At 57.0% G+C, this 18,355-nt stretch carries 16 protein-coding genes and 1 tRNA gene; 7 read left to right on the top strand and 10 right to left on the bottom strand.

Translation table 11 applies throughout. From position 1 onward, the window contains the following. Positions 1-50: 50 nt before the first annotated feature. A complete protein-coding gene (locus tag CMQ96_RS24465; RefSeq protein ID WP_004132581.1) occupies positions 51-419 on the top strand; it encodes a helix-turn-helix domain-containing protein in 369 nt (122 codons plus the stop codon). Between the two features lie 179 nt (positions 420-598). Here CMQ96_RS24465 and CMQ96_RS24455 read toward each other — a convergent pair whose 3' ends face one another. From CMQ96_RS24455 to proB, 7 genes are all read right to left on the bottom strand, one after another. After that, entirely contained in the window at positions 599-1,294 is a 696-nt protein-coding gene (locus CMQ96_RS24455) for a DJ-1/PfpI family protein (RefSeq protein WP_049085678.1), read from the bottom strand. A gap of 270 nt (positions 1,295-1,564) precedes the next feature. After that, positions 1,565-2,836: a beta-ketoacyl-ACP synthase II gene (fabF, locus tag CMQ96_RS24450; RefSeq protein WP_049085663.1), complete on the bottom strand. Its 1,272-nt coding sequence runs from the start codon at positions 2,834-2,836 to the stop codon at positions 1,565-1,567. A 97-nt stretch (positions 2,837-2,933) separates the two neighbouring features. After that, positions 2,934-3,491 carry a helix-turn-helix domain-containing protein gene (locus CMQ96_RS24445; protein WP_024359106.1) on the bottom strand — a complete coding sequence of 186 codons (558 nt, stop codon included), beginning with the start codon at positions 3,489-3,491 and terminating at the stop codon, positions 2,934-2,936. A 1,017-nt stretch (positions 3,492-4,508) separates the two neighbouring features. Then, positions 4,509-4,769 (bottom strand): hypothetical protein, encoded by a 261-nt coding sequence (locus tag CMQ96_RS24440; protein WP_098067457.1) that lies wholly within the window; start codon positions 4,767-4,769, stop codon positions 4,509-4,511. A 561-nt stretch (positions 4,770-5,330) separates the two neighbouring features. Continuing rightward, positions 5,331-5,403, bottom strand: a tRNA-Thr gene (locus tag CMQ96_RS24435). 112 nt (positions 5,404-5,515) lie between these two features. Next, complete coding sequence (proA, locus tag CMQ96_RS24430) at positions 5,516-6,769, bottom strand: glutamate-5-semialdehyde dehydrogenase (protein WP_049085721.1); 1,254 nt, start codon at positions 6,767-6,769, stop codon at positions 5,516-5,518. A 10-nt stretch (positions 6,770-6,779) separates the two neighbouring features. Further along, a complete protein-coding gene (gene proB, locus CMQ96_RS24425) occupies positions 6,780-7,883 on the bottom strand; it encodes a glutamate 5-kinase (protein WP_004099297.1) in 1,104 nt (367 codons plus the stop codon). A gap of 290 nt (positions 7,884-8,173) precedes the next feature. Between proB and phoE the strand changes: the two genes are divergently transcribed. Next, positions 8,174-9,226, top strand: coding sequence for a phosphoporin PhoE (phoE, locus tag CMQ96_RS24420; protein WP_004129421.1), 1,053 nt, complete (start codon positions 8,174-8,176; stop codon positions 9,224-9,226). A gap of 53 nt (positions 9,227-9,279) precedes the next feature. Here phoE and CMQ96_RS24415 read toward each other — a convergent pair whose 3' ends face one another. Beyond that, positions 9,280-9,843, bottom strand: a complete 564-nt coding sequence (locus CMQ96_RS24415; protein ID WP_004099299.1) for a C40 family peptidase — start codon at positions 9,841-9,843, stop codon at positions 9,280-9,282. Between the two features lie 330 nt (positions 9,844-10,173). Here CMQ96_RS24415 and CMQ96_RS24410 point away from each other — a divergent pair, with 330 nt between their 5' ends. Then, a complete protein-coding gene (locus CMQ96_RS24410) occupies positions 10,174-11,118 on the top strand; it encodes a LysR family transcriptional regulator (protein ID WP_004132534.1) in 945 nt (314 codons plus the stop codon). On the opposite strand, the gene CMQ96_RS24405 is transcribed toward CMQ96_RS24410, so the two are convergent. Then, positions 11,115-12,182, bottom strand: coding sequence for an ABC transporter substrate-binding protein (locus CMQ96_RS24405; protein ID WP_098067456.1), 1,068 nt, complete (start codon positions 12,180-12,182; stop codon positions 11,115-11,117). The genes CMQ96_RS24410 and CMQ96_RS24405 overlap by 4 nt on opposite strands. A gap of 222 nt (positions 12,183-12,404) precedes the next feature. Here CMQ96_RS24405 and CMQ96_RS24400 point away from each other — a divergent pair, with 222 nt between their 5' ends. The 3 genes from CMQ96_RS24400 to CMQ96_RS24390 are packed head-to-tail and all read left to right on the top strand — an operon-like array spanning position 12,405 to position 16,524. Then, on the top strand, positions 12,405-13,973 hold the full coding sequence (locus tag CMQ96_RS24400) for an ABC transporter permease (RefSeq protein WP_098067455.1): 1,569 nt from the start codon (positions 12,405-12,407) through the stop codon (positions 13,971-13,973). Next, a complete protein-coding gene (locus tag CMQ96_RS24395) occupies positions 13,970-14,713 on the top strand; it encodes an ABC transporter ATP-binding protein (RefSeq protein WP_004132530.1) in 744 nt (247 codons plus the stop codon). The genes CMQ96_RS24400 and CMQ96_RS24395 overlap by 4 nt, the downstream gene beginning before the upstream one ends. A gap of 23 nt (positions 14,714-14,736) precedes the next feature. Beyond that, positions 14,737-16,524 carry an aryl-sulfate sulfotransferase gene (locus CMQ96_RS24390; protein ID WP_004132528.1) on the top strand — a complete coding sequence of 596 codons (1,788 nt, stop codon included), beginning with the start codon at positions 14,737-14,739 and terminating at the stop codon, positions 16,522-16,524. Positions 16,525-16,531: 7 nt separating this feature from the next. On the opposite strand, the gene CMQ96_RS24385 is transcribed toward CMQ96_RS24390, so the two are convergent. After that, positions 16,532-17,329, bottom strand: coding sequence for a helix-turn-helix domain-containing protein (locus CMQ96_RS24385; protein ID WP_024359103.1), 798 nt, complete (start codon positions 17,327-17,329; stop codon positions 16,532-16,534). A 100-nt stretch (positions 17,330-17,429) separates the two neighbouring features. On the opposite strand from CMQ96_RS24385, the gene CMQ96_RS24380 reads away from it, so the two are divergent. Then, entirely contained in the window at positions 17,430-18,239 is an 810-nt protein-coding gene (locus CMQ96_RS24380; protein ID WP_098067454.1) for a sulfite exporter TauE/SafE family protein, read from the top strand. Positions 18,240-18,355: the final 116 nt, after the last annotated feature.

Raw genomic sequence — 18,355 nt, 5'->3', positions numbered from 1 at the left:
TGGTAACGACAAAAACACACAAAATAGTGGGTAGCTTACTGGAGGTAAGTATGGAAAGAGACTGGCGTTGTGATATACCTGAACAACGGCTCGTATGGGCGCAGGTTACCAGCGAAGCCCTGAAGATTATTGAAGGTAAATGGAAAACAATCATTTTATGCCAGCTTTTCGCCGCTAAAGTTCCACTGCGCTTTTCTGAGCTTGAACGTAGGATCGAGGGGGTAAATCAAAAGATGCTTATACAGCAGCTTAAGCAGCTGGAAAAAGATGGGATTATATTGCGGACGCTTTATCCTGAAGTTCCGCCTCGTGTTGAATACTCCCTCACGGAATTGGGAACAGCACTGGGCCCATCTATGGCGGCATTGATTGAATGGGCCCTGCTGCGTCGGGAAACGCTTGGCCTTGAGCCTGGTTGAGATAATCAGGCCGGTATATCCCGAATTGTTAATATTTTCCGCAATGATCTTCGAGACTTGTTTCGTCATAACCGACGTTCGCTGTCTGCTCTTAGCGGATCTCAAGCTCGGTCAGATGGTCAGCTTAGTGCCAGAAGCAGACGTTGAAAATGAAAAGGGAAACGCCTTTCGCTACTCCCTTATTTATGAAGTTTGGCTGCTGCTTTCAACGTAGCTTGCAGTCTCTTTTCAATAAATGGCGCAACTTGTTGCTGGGCTTTTTTTAGTTGTTCTTCAGATGCGGAGCGGGGCGAGCCACAGTTAAAGGGAGGGGCTGGGTCATATTCCATATGCAACTGAATATTTTGTGCAATATCAGATCCGAATATTTCTGATACGACATTGAGGGCAAAATCGATACCTGAAGTCACTCCTGCGCCCGTGATACGGTTGCGGTCACGTACTACGCGCTCATTTACCGGCTCTGCGCCCAACAACTCCAACTGCCCCAGTGAAGCCCAGTGCGTCGTCGCTTTATATCCATCCAGAAGCCCTGCGGCGCCCAGCACAAGCGCTCCGGTGCAAACAGAGGTTATCAGCTTTGCTTGTTTACTTTGAGCCCGGATAAACGAAAGGACTTCTTCATCCTCCATCAGGTTTATCTGGCCAGGCCCTCCGGGGACACAAATTACATCCAGTGCGGGACACGCATTGAATGTGGTGGTTGGTTGAATCGCCATACCGCGATCTGAAACCACAAGGTCCAGGTTTTTCCAGATGAGATGAACCTTTGTATCTGGAGCCCGTGTAAAGACTTCATATGGACCAGTCAAATCAAGCTGAGTAAGAGCAGGGAACAGGAGCAGACCGATTGATATATCTGTGGAATGACTCATAAAAGTCCTTTCTCTAAAAATGATTGTTTCAATAGGTTTGTCAATGCACTGAAGCATGTCTCGACAGGACGAATGCCTGTCTGTTTTGACGAGGGGATCGTAGTGTAACTCATCAAATGATCTTAGCTACCTGTCGCCAGTTGGTCAGGCGAACTTCTTTATGTTTTCTCAAGGATACATTTCTGAGTATTAGTTGGAAATCAGTGACTGAATATTTTGCTCTGGTGGAAGTCCCCCACCGACCTTTCCAGAGGGGGAGCTGAACTATTATTACCAGCGTTTCAGCAGCAGGCTGGCGTTGACACCGCCAAAACCAAAACCGTTCGAAAGCGCATAACGCATCTTCTGTGGGCGGGCCACCAGCGCCACCAGGTTCAGACCTTCCGCGTTTTCATCGGGGTGATGCAGGTTCAGCGTCGGCGGCACCATCTGGTCGCGCAACGCCTGAATGGTGAAAATAGCCTCAATCCCGCCAGCTGCGCCTAATAGATGGCCGGTTGCTGATTTCGTCGAGGTAATGGCGACGGGATGTGCGCCAAACAGTTTTTTAATCGCCGCAAGTTCACCTTTGTCTCCAACCTGAGTCGAAGTGGCGTGAGCGTTAATATGGTCAATCTCTTCTGCTGAGATCCCCGCCTGACGAATGGCCATTTCCATGGCCCGGCGTGCGCCATCACCATCTTCCGGGCCAGCGGTCAAGTGATAAGCATCAGCGCTGGTGCCGTAGCCGACAAGCTCGGCCAGCGGCGTGGCGCCTCGCGCTAGCGCGTGCTCCAGCGACTCAATCACGATAAGCCCGGCACCTTCTCCCATTACAAAACCATCGCGGTCGCGGTCAAAGGGGCGGGAAGCGGCTTCCGGATGGTCGTTGGAGGAGCTGGAAAGCGCCTTTGCTGCAGCAAACCCGGCAAGACTAACACGATGAATTGCCGCTTCTGCACCACCGCAGAGGGCGATATCTGCCTCGCCGCTGTGGATCATCCGTGCAGCATCGCCAATGGCCTGCGCGCCTGCCGCGCAGGCGGTTACCGGCGCGCCTATGGGGCCACGGAAACCGTGGGCGATAGACACATGCCCGGCGGCCAGGTTGGCAAGAAAAGAGGGGATGGTGAACGGAGACAGGCGACGCGGCCCGCGCTCATCCGTCGTATGTACCGCATTGGCGATCTCGCCGAACCCGCCGATCCCGGTGGCAATGACCGTTGCGGTGCGTTCTTGTTCTGTCGCTGATTCAGGCGACCACCTGGCCTGCGTTAGCGCCTCATGCGCGGCAACCAGCGCAAACTCGATAAAGCGATCCATTTTTTTGCGCTCTTTGGCCGGGATGATCGCTAGTGGATCGAAGCCGTGCAACGCATCGTGTTCGATGGACGGAACCAGTCCAGCCACTTTGCAGGGAATATCCGCGACCAACTGCTCGCTAAGCTTTGTAATACCTGACTTCCCTGCCAGCAGAGATTGCCAGACATGCTGTACGCCGCACCCCAGAGGGCTGACAATCCCCATCCCGGTTATGACAATGCGTTTAACTGAAACGCCCATAATCAACTCTCCTGTAATATTAGTGTTCCGGCGGTATTTCCATCAATAGAACCAGCAGCACGGCCATCAAAAAACGATCATGATGAAGGCTCTTTTTTTACTGGCCGGATTCGTCGCTGGCATCTCTATAAGACTCGGGTTGGAATTTTTGCCCACTATAACCTTCGCGTTTGCGCTGCAAATATTCGTGACGGTATTTCATCATCGGCGAGGCTGCGGGTCCCGGCACCATGGTGTATTTATCCGGGATAATCTCTTCACCGGTCGCTTTATCGACCAGGATCGGCTCAACGTGCCGCAGGGTTTCACTTTCCACCAATTGCATCTGACGGCCTTCGGGTGCGAAGTTGCGGTTACCCCATTCCGCCAACGCCAGCAGCACCATGCGAAAATCGCGACCGCTTTGCGTGAGGTGGTATTCGTAACGAGGCGGTGTGCTGCTGTAGCAAATCTTCTCCAGTAGTCCATCGTCTACCAGTGACTTCAGGCGGCGCGAAAGAATATTGGGCGCGACGTTACTGCTTTTCTGGAACTCGTCAAAGCGGGTAAAGCCCGCAAAGGCGTCGCGCAGGATCATTATGCTCCAACTGTCACCGATGCGGCCAAGACTACGGGCGATGGGGCAGGGAGCGTGAAAAAGCGGTTCATTTTTCATGGGCAGACCTGAATGAATTGGTGGCTTTCAGAAGCAAATTGACATAGTAACTATCAAAATGCAAGTCACTTAAAAATGTTCTCTTAGCAGGTTCATGGCGCAGTAGTTAAGGTAGACCGCGATATACCAATACAGGGTGGCGATACGGCTTAGCGGAAAGCGGCGGTGTACCGGGCAAGTGCATTGAAAAGTACCGGATGAATATTGATTAAGTCGAGTTACTGCATTCCAAATACAAATGCTGCATCGCGGCAGATAGGTGCAAGCCTGAGTAAACCGGTGGTGAGGGCTGAAACGGCAGCCCTGTGCCAGGAGCATCGATACAATGAATAGCGGGATGCAGCACAGTCACTATCGCTGTTAATAAAAACATGTTTTAAAAAACAGTATTGACCGCAAATCTCAAATAAGTAAATTAGTACTCAGCAGCACAATGAAAGTGGTTAGTAAGTTGCTAAATGAAAAGAAGTTCTGGGTTAAGCCATTTTGCTTTACAGGCCACGAAGTTTGTAGTTTGGGATGTAGTTCGCTTTCAGGCCTCGTAGTGATTGTGCTGATTCGCAAAATGGTAGTGTTAGCGCGACGATGTAAGGCCTTGTTTTTTTAGTTTATGCTGGCGGTTTCGTTTTTTGATGGCAACCGCATCAGTAAAGGGCAACGCATCAAAGAGTATATGTCGCGATGGGTGATGTGCTTGTTTAAGTAGCCACGCTTAGCTCTTGAAAGCGCAGGCAGTGTATAACGAGATATATAGAGGGAGGTTTTTTAGTATTAATGCCCAATATTATCTGTAGTGAACGGGTACATTTGAAAGCAGTATAAATAGCTGTATCATTTTATTAAGTCCATTAATGTTAAATCTGAAGTCTGTAGTACCTTAAGAGCCCTGGCTGCAATGGTCAGGGCTTTTAAGATTACTCATCTCTTTGAATTGTAAGTCTTCCCAACACATTCCTGACGAAATTAATTTTGCTTATCAACTCATATGAGTCAGCGGTTTGGCCTGCCCCCTTAAAGCTATACATCCCACGGATTTGTTTTCATTTTCTTCATTGCATACGCTTGACCATTCACGGTGAAGGTGAGTTTCTCAGTATCGATTACTCCCTCAACCTCTTTGTAGTCGAATGGGAATTTCACTTTATTATCGTTAATTTTGTACAAGCCGCCCGGAATGTTCGTGCCCTGTTCGACTTGCAAATAATCTCCTTTGATTGTCCAACGTCCTTCTACGTGGTATCCAATAGCGCTACCGTGCTCATTAAAGTAAATGCTCATGATGATTCCTTACTCTTTGAACTCAGTTTCTTGATCATCAAATTCTCCATTACGAGAGAGTTTGATTGAAAAGCGCTTGAATGTATTGAAAAAGTCTTCCAAAGTTATTTTTACATTTTCTCTTCTTAACTCGCCAGCTTGTTCCACTATAGGTCGTCAGAAGGATCACACCTTATCAGGGTACTGGTGTACCTTTCGGAGCGTGAGCGAAGCGCTGGCAGAGCCGGATCTGTAGCTACCGGGGCCATTTACCACTATTCACCTGTTTAGGCAGCACAAGGCCGCACATCGGGCTTAAATGCGTGCGATCAATCTGTTTTGGGATGGTTTAAAGACGTTGGCAGCGTCATCAGCTTCGAGTTGATAGCGGTTCGTGTGGACTGTTCACGCTTTGTACCTGTTCGAGCTTTACAGCTACAGGCCGCTACGTGCTAACATCCCTGAGTAGCCACTGTTAACCATAGCGGCAACTGTTGGTCATAGAATCCCTTAAAAGAAGATCGTAACTTGAGAGAGAAATACTCTTTAAGTTATTGTTTTTAATGGATTCTGTTGTGTGAGTGCCGATAATAGGAGTCGAACCTACGACCTTCGCATTACGAATGCGCTGCTCTACCAACTGAGCTATATCGGCCCTGCAAGACGTGCTGACGAGCGTAAGCACGGGATAGAAGGTTAAAACTAAGTGAGTGATGCGTCAATGCCCTTGCGAATCAAACGGCTACTTTTGCATCACCCAATTAGCATTAAGCACGAATGGTATCGTCGCCGAAACCAATCCACTTATAGGTCGTCAGGGCTTCCAGGCCCATCGGGCCGCGCGCGTGCAGCTTCTGGGTGCTGACCGCCACTTCCGCGCCGAGGCCGAACTGGCCGCCGTCGGTAAAGCGGGTAGAGGCGTTGACGTACACCGCCGAGGAGTCCACCTCGTTGATAAAGCGGTTCGCGTTGCCCAAGGTGCGCGTCAGGATGGCGTCGGAATGCTGGGTGCCGTGCTCGCGAATATGCGCTACCGCTTCATCCTGGTCGGCCACCACCTTCACGTTCAGATCCAGCGACAGATACTCATTGTCATACTGCTCCGCTTTTACCGGCTCTACGCTGGCCGGGCCGTTTTGCAGCGCGGGCAGGGAGGCCGCATCGGCGTGCAGGCTGACGCCGCTTTCCGCCATCTGTTTGCTCAGCGCGGGCAAGAAGCGTTCGGCGATATCCTGATGCACCAGCAGCGTTTCGACCGAGTTACAGGCGCTCGGGCGCTGCACTTTGGCGTTAACGATAACCTTCAGCGCTTCGGCAACGTCGGCGGAGTGGTCAATATAGATATGGCAAACGCCGATACCGCCGGTGATCACCGGGATCGTCGACTGCTCGCGGCACAGCTTGTGCAAACCTGCGCCGCCGCGCGGGATCAGCATATCGATATACTTATCCATCTTCAGCATCTCGCCGACCAGCGCGCGATCCGGACTCTCAATCGCCTGCACGGTGGCCGCCGGTAAGCCGCACTCCTGCAGCGCCTGCTGAATCACTTTCACCGTGGCGGCGTTGGTGCGCCAGGTCTCTTTGCCGCCGCGCAGAATCGCCGCGTTGCCGGTTTTCAGGCACAAAGAGGCGACGTCGACGGTCACGTTCGGACGGGCTTCGTAAATCACGCCCACTACGCCCAGCGGCACGCGGCGTCGCTCAATGCGCAGGCCGCTGTCGAGCAGGCCGCCGTCGATCACCTGACCGACCGGGTCGGCCAGGCTGCAGACCTGACGAACATCGTTAGCAATCCCGCTCAGGCGCGCCGGGTTGAGCGCCAGGCGATCGAGCAGCGCCTCGCTTAAACCGTTGGCGCGCGCTTCCGCCAGGTCCGCAGCGTTAGCGCGCAGAATCTCTTCGGTCTGCGCTTCAAGATAGTCGGCAATCTTTTCCAGCACCTGATTCTTTTCGCGGCTGGAAAGCTGCGCGAGTTTATACGAGGCCGCTTTGGCAGCAATGCCCATTTGTTCCAGCATTTTCAGCTCCTTAACGGATAATCATGTCGTCACGGTGGACGGCGACCGGGCCGTATTCATAGCCCAGAATGGCATCGATCTGCTGCGAGTGCTGCCCGGCGATGCGGCGCAGCGCATCGCTGTTATAACGGCTGACGCCGTGGGCGATATCGCGGCCTTCAAGGCTGCGAATGCGGATCACTTCGCCGCGCGAGAAGTTGCCGGTGATGGTTTTAATCCCTTTCGGCAGCAGGGAGCTGCCGCGTTCGAGAATCGCCTGGGTCGCGCCGGCGTCCACGGTAATTTCGCCCGCCGGCGGCGCGCCGAAAATCCAGCGCTTACGGTTTTCCAACGGCGACTCCTGGGCGTGGAAGCGGGTGCCAACGGAAACCCCTTCCATCACGTCGCCAATCACGCCCGGACGGCTACCGGCGGCGATGATCGTGTCGATGCCCGCGCGGCAGGCGACGTCGGCGGCCTGCAGCTTGGTACCCATACCGCCGGTACCTAAACCCGATACGCTGTCGCCCGCGATCGCGCGCAGGGCGTCATCGATACCGTACACGTCTTTAATCAACTCGGCCTGCGGGTTGTTGCGCGGGTCGGCGGTAAACAGGCCCTGCTGATCGGTCAGCAGCAGCAGTTTATCTGCGCCCGCGAGAATCGCCGCCAGTGCCGAAAGATTATCGTTATCACCGACTTTAATCTCGGCGGTCGCCACGGCGTCATTTTCATTAATCACCGGCACGATGTTGTTATCCAGCAGCGCGCGCAGGGTATCGCGGGCGTTAAGGAAACGCTCGCGGTCTTCCATATCGGCGCGGGTCAGCAGCATCTGGCCGACGTGAATGCCATAAATAGAAAACAGCTGTTCCCACAGCTGGATAAGACGGCTCTGGCCAACCGCCGCCAGCAGCTGTTTGGACGCGATGGTCGCGGGCAGTTCCGGGTAGCCGAGGTGCTCACGTCCGGCGGCGATCGCCCCGGAGGTCACTATCACAATTCGGTGGCCCATCGCGTGCAGCTGTGCGCACTGGCGCACTAATTCAACGATATGGGCGCGGTTCAGGCGGCGGGATCCGCCCGTTAAAACACTGGTGCCCAGTTTTACCACCAGCGTCTGGCTATCACTCATGATTCTCTGCCGTTCAAAAAGGAGTTTCGATATCGAGTTGATGTTGTAACAGGAGTCAGCCCGCTTGCCAACACCTGGCGTGGTGGACGAACCACTTCCTTGCGCGGATCGGGCATTCTGGCGGGGAAACGTGACACATTCATGACGGAAATAATTAAATCCCCTTTTTTATAAAAAGTTCCATATTGTCATAAATTTTTAATATTAGAGCGTTAAAAAACCTGCAGTTTTTGACAGGGCTTCCGCCCGGAATTGATTAGCGCGTATAAATAAATCACCAGGACTAGATAATGAAAAAGAGCTCACTGGCATTAATGATGATGGGTCTTATTGCTTCTTCGGCTACCCAGGCGGCAGAAGTTTATAATAAAAACGGCAATAAACTGGACGTCTACGGCAAAGTCAAAGCGATGCACTATATGAGCGACTATGACAGCAAAGATGGCGACCAGACCTACGTTCGTTTCGGCATCAAAGGCGAAACGCAGATTAACGACGATCTGACCGGCTACGGCCGCTGGGAATCGGAGTTCTCCGGCAACAAAACCGAAAGCGACTCTTCGCAGAAAACGCGCCTGGCGTTCGCCGGGGTGAAAGTCAAAAACTACGGTTCATTTGACTACGGTCGTAACCTCGGCGCGCTGTACGACGTCGAAGCCTGGACCGATATGTTCCCGGAATTCGGCGGCGACTCTTCCGCGCAGACCGATAACTTTATGACCAAACGCGCCAGCGGCCTGGCAACCTACCGCAATACCGACTTCTTCGGCGTGGTGGATGGCCTGGATCTGACTCTGCAGTACCAGGGCAAAAACGAAGGCCGTGAAGCTAAAAAACAGAACGGCGACGGCTTTGGCACCGCGTTAAGCTATGACTTCGGCGGCAGCGATTTCGCCGTCAGCGCGGCCTACACCAGCTCCGACCGTACGAACGATCAGAACCTGCTGGCCCGCGGTACGGGTAAAAAAGCGGAAGCCTGGGCGACCGGCCTGAAATATGACGCCAACAATATCTACCTGGCGACCATGTACTCCGAAACCCGCAAAATGACGCCAATCAGCGGCGGTTTTGCCAATAAAGCGCAGAACTTTGAAGCCGTGGCGCAGTACCAGTTCGACTTCGGCCTGCGTCCGTCCCTGGGCTACGTGCTGTCAAAAGGCAAGGATATCGAGGGCGTGGGAAGCGAAGACCTGGTCAACTACATTGATGTTGGCGTGACCTATTACTTCAACAAAAACATGAACGCCTTTGTTGATTATAAAATCAACCAGCTGAAGAGCGATAATAAGCTCGGGATCAACGATGACGATATCGTCGCTGTCGGTATGACCTACCAGTTCTAAGTCTTCTCGACAATAAAGCCGCCGTGGTAACAGGGCGGCTTTATTATTTGTGATTAACGGTTTTTCGCCAGATGCAGATTATCGTTATTCATCGTTATCTGGGCGTTATATTCCTTCGGCAGACGGCGCGCCTGGTAGAATACCGATTGCCAGTACGGATTATCCAGCGAAGAGCGCATCACGCCCTGGCTGGTGGAGGCGTGAAGGAAATTACGGTCGGTATCATAGAAGCCGACGTGCATGCCGCCTTTAATACGGAAGAAAACTAAATCCCCCGGCCGCAGCTGGCGCGGGCTTACGCGCTCGCCCATGTGCAGCAGTTCGCGAGTGGTGATGCGCTCCATCGGCAAGTTGAAGCGATCTTTGAGCGTACGCCAGACAAACCCGGAGCAGTCGACGCCGCTTTGCTCCGTCCCGCCCCATTCGTAGGGCGTTCCCTCCCAGGTATGCATCTGATCGTGCAGCGCGGCGATCACCGGGATCAGATCGTCAGAACCCCCGTCAATGGTCGAGTGGCTACTCTGGGCGGCGGTTTTATGCGGTTTTGATGAGGATGAACATCCTGCCAAAAGCAAAAAAGGAACAAATAGTAGCGCGTGAGAGAGTCTGGGCTTCATATCATTGTTTTTCGTCACTGAAAACGGGCCGTGATATTTTATAGCCGATTCGCTACGGCCTCAGAATGACCAAACGCAAAATTTACGAAACCTTACGTAAATAATATAGGCCGGTTCGCGCAGTGATAATTAACGCTGATTATTTATGGCAAAAAACGAACCTGTCATATTAATAATTTTTTTCTTCGTGAAACAATATTTCACAAATATCCGAATGCTGGACGCCTACTCGGCTTCCGTACTGGGTGAAAAATCCTCATCATCCCGGCATTGCGCCGCCTGGCTGCGCTCCAGTACTTTTGTAGCCTAAAAGAGAGAGTGGGGCGGCCAATGCATCTGGATTTTCGCCAACTGCGCAACTTTGTGGCGCTAGTTGAATACGGCAGTTTTAATCGCGCGGCGGAGGCGGTGTGCCTGTCGCAGTCGGCCTTCAGCCGCAGCATTCAGGCGCTGGAGCAGAGCGTCGGCCATCCTTTATTCGACCGCCAGAGTAAGCTACCGACGCTCACCCTGCACGGGCAAAAGCTGCTGCCCTACGCCCGCCGCTTTCAGGAGCTGAACGTGGAGCTCAGCAGCCAGCTGCGCGAAGCGGACGATGCGCAAAACGGCGAGGTCGCCTTTGGCTGCGGCCCGGCCCCTGCCGCGAGGCTGATTCCGGCCGCCGTCGGCGGGTTTCATCGCCTTTTACCGCAGGCGAGGGTGCGCTTTCAGATTGATAACTGGCTGGCGCTGCATCAGGCGCTGAACTCCCAGCTTTACCCTTTTGTGGTCGCCGACAGCTGGCAGGCCGAGCTCGACCCGCAGTTGCGCGTTCAGCCGCTCAGCCCGCAGCGCTGCTTTTTCGTCTGCCATGCCGACCATCCGCTGGCCAAACAGGGGCCGGTCTCTATCCAGGCGATGCTGCGCTACCCCTTTGCGGCACCTTATTTGCCGCCGGGCGTGCGCAAGGTGCTGGCGACACTCAGCCAGCAGCAGGACTTTACCCCGGCGATTCAGTGCGACCATATCTACGCGCTGCTTGCCACCCTCGCGCAGACCAACGCGATTAGCTTCGCCAGCGAGGACGGCTTCGCGCTGTGCCAGCACAGCCATCGGCTGGTTAAGCTGGAGCTCAGCGATCTGCCTGAGGAGTGGCGGCTGATGCAGACCCGGTTTGCCATTATCTCTCCGGTTCACGCGGCGCAGCCGCCGCTGGTGGAGAAGCTGATTGAGATTATCCTTCATACCGATCGTCAGCATCAGCTGCAGCTGCTGGCGCAGGAGGAGGGAGGTTAACCGGCGTCTTTCGCCAGGCCTTTGGCGTCGTACTGTGGCCAGCGGTTTTCCAGGCGCAGGGATTTCAGCGCCTGCTCGACAAACTGGCCGTCCACCCACTGGCTGACGTCAAAAGCGCTGCGGATCAGGCGTCCTGATTTCGCCTGATCGACGCTGCTGCTAAAGCTGTCGGTCAGGAACGGGTCGATACGCGGCGAGGTGGTAAAGTTCAGATCCTGCGGCTGCAGCTCTTCGAGAAACAGCGCCTGCGGGATCTGGCTCTGCTGCGCCATCTCGGCGGACCAGGCGTCGCGATTAGTCGGGTCGTTGATTTCCGCGGCGTTCTTCACCAGCACGTTAATAATCTGCTGGGTCGCCTGCGGCCAGGCGTCAATAAACGTCTGCGTGCCGAGGAATCCCGCCTGAGTCGTGTTCTGACGGCCGGAATCGCCGCTTTTGACGACCACATCAATCTTATCGCCGCGCAGCGCCAGCAGCGAAACGCCGCCCCACACCGCATCGACGCGACCGGCCGCCAGCGCCGCTTTGCCGGCATTCCAATCAAGATTGATCACCTGCAGGCTGCGCTCATTGAGGCCAGCGCTTTGCAGCGCACGGTCAAAGGCCAGCTGGTCCGCCGTACCGCGATAAACCGCCACTCGTTTACCTTGCAGATCGGTCAGGGTTTTAATCCCCGAGGCTTTGGTCACCGCCAGATAAGATTCCGAACCGCGGCTGCCCAGCAGCAGGCGCGTCGGCAGGCCATTGGCCTTACCGATAATCGCCGCCAGATCGCCGAGATAGACAAAATCCAGCTGGCGGTTGGCTAACGCTTCATTGACCGCCGGACCGGCACCTTTGAAAAACTGCCACTGTACTTCCACGCCCTGCGGTTTAAACACCTCTTCCAGCTGATGGCGGATAAACGCCATGCCGACCGGCCCCTCAATAAAGGGTTTACTGCCCGCGCTCTGGTCCGGCACGCCGATGCGGATAGTGCGCAGCGCTTCGGCCTGGGCGCTTGCCGCCAGGCCAATGACCGCCACCAGCGCCAGCAAGGTGCGGCTAAAAAATGCTTTCATCATAACGTGTTGCTCCCTTGAGTTTTTTCTCACCCTAAAGAGCCCACGGGCCGCGTGTTAAATGCTTTTATTCGCCAAGCTTGGGTGAAAAAAAGCTAAATCAGACGCCACGCGCCCGGCAGGCTGAAATGCATTCGATGCATCGGGATTATTCGCCTTACGCAATGGCGGCGAAGGGGAAGTCACGTTTTGATAGCGACATAACTTGCCGAAAAGTGGACCGATATGTCGCAGATGATCTTAAGAACCGATGCTCCAGCCAGGCCGGGCTTCAGGCTTAACGGCTGGCCGTGGCTGCTGCCGGCGTTACTGCTGCTGCTGTGGTACGTCACCGCTCGCGAAGGATGGATGCCGGAGCAAATTTTGCCCGCGCCGTCGGTGGTTGCCGATACCGCGCTATCGCTGCTGAGTGGCGACCTGCTGGCGCAGTGGGGATTCAGCCTTCAGCATCTGGCGCTTGGCCTGCTGCTGGGGGCCACTGCCGGCACGCTGCTCGGCGCGCTGTTCGGCCTGGTCCCGGCCGCCGCGCAGCGCGTGGAGCCGCTGTTCTACGCCCTGGCGCAAATCCCGACGCTCGGCTGGATCCCGCTGTTTATGGTGCTGTTCGGCATTGATAACGGCCTCAAGCTGGCGGTTATCGTCAAAACCACCGTGGTGCCGATGACCATTAATACGCAGCAGGCGGTGACCGGCGTGCCGCTGACCCTGAGCGAAGCCGCAAGGGTGATGAACTTTTCCCGCTGGCAGCGGCTGCGCTGGTTGGTGATCCCGGCCAGCCTGCCGGGCTGGTTTACCGGCCTGCGACTGGCGCTGTCCCAGGCCTGGGTATCGCTTATCGTTGTCGAACTGCTGGCTTCTTCGGAAGGCATTGGCTACCTGATGGTCTGGGGCCGTCAGCTGTTTCAGTTGGATATCGTCTTCGTCACCATCGCGGTGGTTGGCCTGAGCGGCATGCTGATGGAGTGGGCGGCGAACCGCGCCTGTGCCCGTCTGGTGTTCTGGCCGCAGCCAGCCGCCGGACGCCTGGCGTGGAAACCGCAGGCCAGCTGGCGGGCGCTGCAGCTGCCGCTGGTGCTGCTGGCGCTGTGGCAGTTGGCAAGCCAGTGGGGCTGGATCGATGGCGCGTTGTTCTCTTCGCCGCTGGCGGTGGCGACGCGCTTTATGCAGGGCGCCCTGAGCGGAGAGCTGACCGCGGCGATGCTGGCAAGCCTCGGGCGGGCCTTTGTCGGCGGCGTGCTGGGGATTGCGGGGGGCCTGCTCTGCGGACTGCTGCTGGCGCTGCGCCCGCGCGCCGGGCAAATCTTCACCCCTACGCTCAACGTGCTGCGCCATATCGCCCTGTTTGCCTGGCTGCCGCTGCTGACCGCATGGGTGGGCAACGATAACGGCGGCAAAATCGTTTTTATCGCGCTGGCGTCGTTCTTTCCGATGTTTTTTAGCACCCGGCAGGCCGTGCTCCAGCGCAACCCGCAGCTCGATGAGGTCGCCAGAGTGCTGCGGTTAGGTGAAGTAGCGCGCCTGCGCAGAGTCATTCTTCCCGGCGCGGCGCCGGGGATCTTCGCCGGTCTGCGGCTGGCGCTGATTTACGCCTGGCTTGGCAATATCGGCGCGGAATATTTCATGTCCTCCGGCGTTGGCATCGGCAGCCTGATGATCAATGCCCAGCAGCTGCTGGATATGCCCACCATTCTTTGCGGCATGGTGCTGGTCGGTATCACCGGCGCGGCGCTGGATAAAGCCGGACGTTTACTGGAAATGCGCGTCACCCGCTGGCGCCAACAGGAGCAGCTATGACCTCTTCGACTCTGGTCTCTTTTCGCCACGTGCGTAAATCCTGGCAACAGGTAACGGCGCTACAGAATTTCAGCCTGGATATCGCCGCCGGTGAACTGGTGGCGCTGGTGGGCAGCAGCGGCTGCGGTAAATCGACGCTGCTGCGGATGCTGGTGGGCCTGGAGTCAGCGACCCAGGGGGAGATTCGCATCAACGGCGAGCCGGTTACCGGCGTGGGCAAAGAGCGCGGCATTGTGTTTCAGGAGCCGCGGCTGTTTCCGTGGCTTAACGTGCTCGACAACGTGATGCTCGGTCTGGCGGATGAAAAGCTCAGCCGGGCGGCGAAGCGCCAGCGGGCGCTGGAAATGCTGGAACGCGTGCAGCTCAGCGAATTCGCCAACGCGCTACCCGCGCAGCTCTCCGGCGGGATGGCCCAGCGGGTGGCCATTGCCCGCGGCCTGGTGGCCCGTCCGCAGATCCTGATGCTCGATGAGCCTTTCGGCGCGCTGGATGCCCTGACGCGTCACACCCTGCAGCAGGAACTTTTACAGATCCACCAGCGCGCGGGAACCACCACGCTGCTGGTGACGCACGATGTGGAAGAGGCCGTCGCTCTGGCCGACCGGGTCGTTGTGCTCTCGCCGCGTCCGGGGCGGATACGGGAAGTGGTGAGCCTGGCGCTGCCCCATCCGCGCCAGCGCGATGATGCTTCGTTTAGCGCCGCCTGCCGCCAGATTCGTAACCTGATTACCACTGCCTGATTCTTTTATTTAAGGAGCAATATATGGGACATCCTTCCGTCTATCCGACCGGCGCCACCCTCTACGATCCGCCGCGCGCCTGGAGCGGCTACACCCTTTTCCAGGCCACCGAACACGGCGCGGTGCTGGTGGATATGAACGGCCGCGTGGTGCGCGAATGGCCTGAACTGCACGGCTTTCCCAATAAAATCCTGCCCGGCGGCGCAATCCTTGGCCATAGCGGCGAGCGCGACCCGCGCTACGGCATGCAGGATATGCTCGATCTGATCCAGGTGGACTGGGAAGGCAACGTCACCTGGAAATTCGATCGCTATGAGCAGGTGAGCGATCCGGGCAATGAAACGCGCTGGATGGCGCGCGCGCATCATGACTATCAGCGTGCGGGCAACCCGGTGGGCTACTACGCGCCGGGGCTAGAGCCGCAGGTGGATGGCGGCAATACCCTGATCCTCGCCCACACCAATCTGGTCAATGAAGCGATCTCCGACAAGCTGCTGCTGGATGACACCATTATTGAAGTTGACTGGCAGGGCAACGTGGTGTGGGAGTGGCGCTGCAGCGACCATTTTCACGAACTAGGCTTTGACGATGCGGCGCGCACCGCTCTGTACAACAACCCGAACATGCGCGCCAGCGGCGGCGGAATGGGCGACTGGATGCATATCAACTCGATGTCGGCGCTGGGGCCGAATAAGTGGTATGACGCCGGCGATGAACGTTTTCATCCCGACAATATTATCTGGGACGCCCGTGAATCCAACGTTATAGCCATTATCGATAAACAGAGCGGCAAGATCGTCTGGCAGCTGGGCCCGGACTACAGCAAGCCGGAGCTGAAGCACATCGGCTGGATCATCGGCCAGCACCATGCGCATATGATCCCGCAGGGGCTGCCGGGCGCGGGCAATATCCTGATTTTCGATAACGGCGGCTGGGCGGGATACGGCGCGCCGAATCCGGCGTCGACGGACGGGGTGAAAAACGCCTGGCGCGATTACTCCCGGATCCTGGAGATCAACCCGCTGACCCTCGATATCGAATGGCGCTACTCGCCCTATGAAGCGGATCTACCGCAGCCGACCGATTCGTACCGCTTTTACAGTCCGTACATCAGCAACATGCAGCGCCTGGAAAACGGCAATACCCTGATTAACGAAGGATCGAACGGGCGCATTTTTGAAGTGACCCGCGACCACGAAATTGTCTGGGAATATATTTCGCCGTTCTGGGGTAAGACGCTGAACAACAATATGGTCTATCGCGCCTACCGCATTCCCTACGGCTGGATCCCGCAGCTGGCGCAGCCGCAGGAGACGCCGATTGCGGCGGTCGATGTACGAACCCTGCGCCAGCCCGGCGCGGCGGCAGCGGGACCGGCGCAAAGCGTGGTCCGGGTGGCGGGCGTGCAGCCGTACAGTAAAAGCGCCGATGCGCTGTGCGTGGCAACCGATAACGATACCCTGCGCCGCAGTCCGAAGCTGTTCCGCGTCGCGGAAAGCGCGTTCACGCCGATCGGCGCGGCGAGCGAACTGGAGAGCGAACGGCCGGTGCTGCTGTTCGTTGGCGCTGAACGCTGCGTGCACTGCCGCAAGCTCTGGCAGCTGCTGGCGCAGGGAAAACTCAGCTCGCGAATTGCTCAACTGGATACGCGCTATCTGGATGCCGACCGGCATCAGGCGCTGGCGAGCGACCTCGGCGTGCGCGGCCTGCCGACGCTGCTGCTGATTAAACCGGGGCAGCTAGCATTGCGCGCGCCTGCGCAGCTCTCGGTGGACACGCTGTTTGACTGGCTGAATCGCGCAGCCGGATAATCCGCGACTACGGCGGACTGGCGTGTGCCGGTCCGCCGTTTATCTGACGGATAAACGCCATCGGCGAATAGCCCATCGCTTTGCGGAACATCGCGGTAAAGGCGGCCGGATACTCATAGCCCAGACTTAGCGCGACTTCGGTAACCGAACACCCTTCACGCAGCGCCGTCATGGCGTACATCAGGCATGCCTGCTGGCGCCAGTCGCAAAACGCCATCCCGGTCTCGCGGCGAAATAGCCGATTAAACGTGCGTACGCTTTTACTCAGCTTTTGCGCCCACTGCTGCGGCGTACTGCGGATGCTCGGCTGGCGCTGAAAATCGGCGCATAGCGCGGCGAGGCGGCTATTCTGCGGAAGCGGCGTAAACATCGGCAGCGGCGCGGCGGCGCGCAGTTCATGGAGCAGCAGCGTAATCAGGGCGGCATCGCGCCCGCTCTCTTCATACAGCAGCGGTAGCCGACAGGCGGCCAGCAGCAGTTGATGGATCAGCGGGGAGACCTGTAAGACCTCGCAGCGCTCGCTTTCCCGCGGGGCGTCCCGCGCGTCAATATACAGGCTGTGGGTGCTGACGCCGGGCATCCAGACGCGATGCGGTTTCGTCGCCGGGATCCAGACTCCGCTGAACGGCGGCACCAGCCACTGGCCGTCATCGGTTTCGACCTTCATTAATCCGTGCATGGCGTACAGAAACTGCGCCCGGCGGTGGCTGTGGCGCTCCAGCAGCGTATTGGGCGGATAGTCGCTACCCAGCGCCAGTACCGGGCGAGGAAGATGGTCGACGTCATTAATCGCAACGTTGCGCATAAGTGTAGCCCTGGCTGAAATTCGTAATAAATTGGCTTTAAAGCGTAAGCCGGCCATAGCCTTATTCTATATCGTTACCTCCTTTTGTGGAGGCGTTCCAATGAGCGACTGGCTTTTTCTGTGCGGCATACTTTCCGGCATCACGACCTGGCTCTTTGGCTTCGGCGGCGGTTTCGTTACCGTCCCGCTGCTCTATTTACTGGCAACCAGCGGGTGGGGAGCGCAAAGCGCCGTCGGGCAACAGGCGATGCAGATCGCCGTCGCCACTTCGGCGCTGGTAATGCTCTGTTCCGCGCTGCTGGCGACCTGGCGGCACGTGCGTACCGGCACCCTGAGCTGGCGTCGTCTGTGGGCTATGCTCACCGGTATTGCCGTTGGCGGTATCGCCGGCGCGCTGCTGGCGCTTCAGGTGAGCGGCGAGTGGATCCGCTGGCTGTTCGTTATCTACCTGCTGGCGACCATTATCGATTGCTACCTTCGCGCCGGATTTATGACGCCGCCGTCCAGCCGGGTGGTGCCGACGGCGCCCCATGAGCTGACGGTAGGGGGCGTCATTGGCCTGATCGCCTCTTTTCTCGGCGTCGGAGGAAGCGTGATGACGGTTCCTCTGATGCGCCGTCGCGGCGTGCTGATGTCTGAAGCAGCGGCGATGGCCAACCTCCTGACGCTGCCGCTGGCGGCAACGGCGACGCTCACCTGGCTGGTGATGGCGTGGCTGTCGCCGGTGGCGCTGCCGGCTGGATTTGTCGGCAATATCTGGCTGTCGGCGGCGGCGCAGCTGGTGGCGGGAAGCTGGCTGGGATTAAAAATCGCCTCCCGCTGGCTGGCGCGTTTACCGGATCGCTGGCATGTGCGAATTTATCCGCTATTGCTGATTGCCGTCCTGCTGGTGATGAGCGTGTGGGGGTGAAAAGGGAAGCTGCTTCCCGGAGGCGGTGCTGCGCACCTGTCCGGGCTTGTATGATTAACCCGTCAGAAAGAACCGGCCAGTTCTCTCTGATGGCGGTCCGGATGCCGTGTCCGGGC

The organism is Klebsiella sp. MBT K-1, assembly GCF_002556465.1.
Lineage (GTDB): Bacteria > Pseudomonadota > Gammaproteobacteria > Enterobacterales > Enterobacteriaceae > Klebsiella > Klebsiella grimontii.
This window is presented reverse-complemented; position numbering and strand designations above follow the sequence as displayed.